This window comes from Streptomyces sp. NRRL WC-3742, assembly GCF_000720635.1.
Classification (GTDB): domain Bacteria; phylum Actinomycetota; class Actinomycetes; order Streptomycetales; family Streptomycetaceae; genus Kitasatospora.
On record NZ_JOCF01000153.1, the window covers coordinates 1 to 2595 of the forward strand.

At 71.7% G+C, this 2595-nt stretch carries 3 protein-coding genes; all 3 read right to left on the reverse strand.

The genetic code is table 11. The annotated features are described in order from the left end of the window. Positions 1 to 439 (reverse strand): IS5 family transposase (locus IH61_RS0139715; RefSeq protein ID WP_031079285.1); only part of this gene is annotated, 439 nt, incomplete at its 3' end. An 82-nt stretch (positions 440 to 521) separates the two neighbouring features. Then, entirely contained in the window at positions 522 to 950 is a 429-nt protein-coding gene (locus IH61_RS0139720; protein ID WP_031079286.1) for a hypothetical protein, read from the reverse strand. Positions 951 to 953: 3 nt separating this feature from the next. Further along, positions 954 to 2063 (reverse strand): DUF6192 family protein, encoded by a 1110-nt coding sequence (locus tag IH61_RS0139725; protein ID WP_031079287.1) that lies wholly within the window; start codon positions 2061 to 2063, stop codon positions 954 to 956. Positions 2064 to 2595: the final 532 nt, after the last annotated feature.

Genomic DNA, 2595 nt, shown 5'->3' on the forward strand with positions numbered 1-2595 from the left:
CCTTCGTGTCCACCACCAGGTGCCGCTTCCTGCCGTTGATCTTCTTCGCCGCGTCGTAGCCGCGCGAGTCCTTCCCGACCGTCTCGGCGGCCTTCACCGACTGCGAGTCGATGATGGTGGCGACCGCGCCGGGGGCCCGGCCCATGTCGCGGCGGACCCGGGCGCGGAGCTGGTCACGGATCTGGCCGATCACCCCGGCCGCCGCCCAGCGCGCCATGAAGCCGAACACGGTGCGCCAGGGCGGGAAGTCCTTCGGCAGCGCGCGCCACTTGCAGCCCGTGTCGACGACGTATCGGATCGCATCGACGATCTCCCGGCGCGGGTGCTTCTCCGGGCGCCCGCCGGCCTTCGTCTCGCAGGCCGGTGTCGGCAGCAGCGGCTCGATGAGCGCCCACTCGTCGTCGAAGGTGTCCGAGGGGTAGCAGCGCCGGCGCGTCACGAACTCCCCCTTCGGGTCTTGGGGCAGGTAGTTGGCGGGCCCGGCCGCCGAAGGCGGCCGGGCCCGCGGGGATGGGTGGGGGTCAGGCGTCGCTGTAGTCGGCGATCACGTCGAGCGTCGACTCCACCGAGCTGAGCTGGGTGTTCAGGTGCTTGATCCAGCGGCCCTTGGGCTGCAGGACGGCGTGCGGGGCGACGACGCCGGTGATGAACCGGCGGATCTCGGTGAGCTTCTCGCGGATCACCGCGACCTCGTATGCCTGGAGCTCGGCGGTGTCGGAGCAGAACTTGTAGCCGTCCGCCCGGTTCCAGATCAGCGGCGGCCAGCCGCGTTCGGCGATGGTGTCGCGCAGGCAGGCAAGACCCGCTCTGACCTGGCTCTTGCTGAGCGCCGAGGCCCGGGTGAGCTGGTCGAAGGCCAGCCCGGCGGGGCGGGCCTCGAACAGGACCTTGCGGACGGTGTCGGCGTGCCGCTCGGCCGCCGCCGACCTGCGCTCGGAGGCGCGGGGCATCGCCTACTCACCCTGGAGCAGGCGGGCCAGCTCGCCGTCCATGTCGACCTTCCCGGTGTCGACCGCGGTCTCGATCCAGTCGAGCGTCGCCTTCACCCGCGCGCAGTTCTCCCGGATCACCGCCTGCTCGTCGTCACCGAGCTGGCGGTCGCGCAGGCCGGGGACGACCCGGCCGGCGGCGGCGACGAACGCGTGGCAGGCGGCGACCAGGTCCAGGAACTCCACCGTCCGGTCGAGGCCGCGAACCGCCGGCGCGAGGGGGTGGTTGTCCTCGAAGTGCGCGCGGGCCTGCCTGCCCCGCTCGACCTGGGCGTGGTTGACCTGGTGGCGGGCGGTGTCGTCGGCCATCGCCCGGGCCGCGACGTCCGGGCGCCGCAGCAGCCCTGTGGTCACCTCCGCCGCGACGTGGTCGTCGCGGGTCAGCTCCTCGACCACCTTCACCTTCTCCGCCGGGGCGACCCGGGCGACCACCGCAGGGCGCCGCAGGAAGGAGGGGGCGACCGCGGCCGCGACGTCGTCCTCGCGGGTCAGCTCCTCGACCGCCCGCACCTTGTCCTCCGGCTCGACCTGCGCCATCACCTCGGGCCGCCGCAGCAGGTCCCCCGCCACCACCGCGGCGACCTCCTCGTCCTGGGCGAGGGTGTGGATCGCGCTGACCTTCTCCTGCGGCGTCACCGGGATCTCGACCTGCCAGCCGACCCGCCGGCTCGCGCCGTCCGGCGTCCAGCGGGCCTTGCCCTCCGGCGGGGTGAGGATCGCCTTGAACCGCTCCTCCTCGTCGGGGATGCCCGCCAGGATGCGGTGGACCGTGAACGACACCTTCGGCTGACGGTGCTCCTTCGGCCAGCGCGAGGCCGCCCACCTGGCGCCCTTGACCGACGAGTAGGCCAGGCCGATGTCCTCCGCCAGCCTCACCAGCGAGCGCTTCACCGAGAACATCTCGTCCGCCGGCGCCGAGCCGCCCACCTCCCGCATCGGCTCGATCTCCAGCGCGTAGTCGCCGATCTCGAACTGGCCCCTGGTCTGGTTCTCCACCACCTCGCGCAGCCTGGCCACGATCTCCTCGTAGCGGCTGACGCTGACACTTCCGACCTTCTCGGTCTCCTGAGCCATGTGGAATCTCACCACCAACTCGCGTACCGGGCACGGCAGTTGGCCGTGACAGGACCGGTCCGCTTCCGCGCAGCAGGGTCCGGCCCGGAATGTGGTGATCACAACAACTAGCTTGCGAATGAACGAAGTTGAGCGAATCTCGACCGCTTCGGCGTTCGCTCAACGGTCACTGTGACCGTTGAGCGAACGGTTCGTTCCGGGCCCTCCAGGCCCTCATCACGCACCGCCGCGAGCAGTACCGGGCGTTCGAACGCCGGTCCACCCCGCCCACCCACCACGCGTCGCACTCCGGGCACTCGACCCGGCCGGCCCCGCTCAGCTCGGCCGCCACCCGCTTCCGCAGCCGCTGGTCCACCCGCCACTGCCTGGCACGACACGCCGTTGAGCAGAACCGCGTACCGGGCCGCGACTCCGGCCTCAGCCGTACGCCGCAGTCCTCGCACCACCGCTCACCAACCGGCCCGCTGTCCTCGGACACCAGCCCAGGCTAGGGCTCCAGGCTACCCAAACCGGGGGTTCAGACACAGGTACT

Bases quoted from the DNA above. Each gene is read 5' to 3' on its own strand.
- IH61_RS0139720 (WP_031079286.1), bottom strand. From the start codon at position 950: ATGCCCCGCGCCTCCGAGCGCAGGTCGGCGGCGGCCGAGCGGCACGCC.
- IH61_RS0139725 (WP_031079287.1), bottom strand. From the start codon at position 2,063: ATGGCTCAGGAGACCGAGAAGGTCGGAAGTGTCAGCGTCAGCCGCTAC.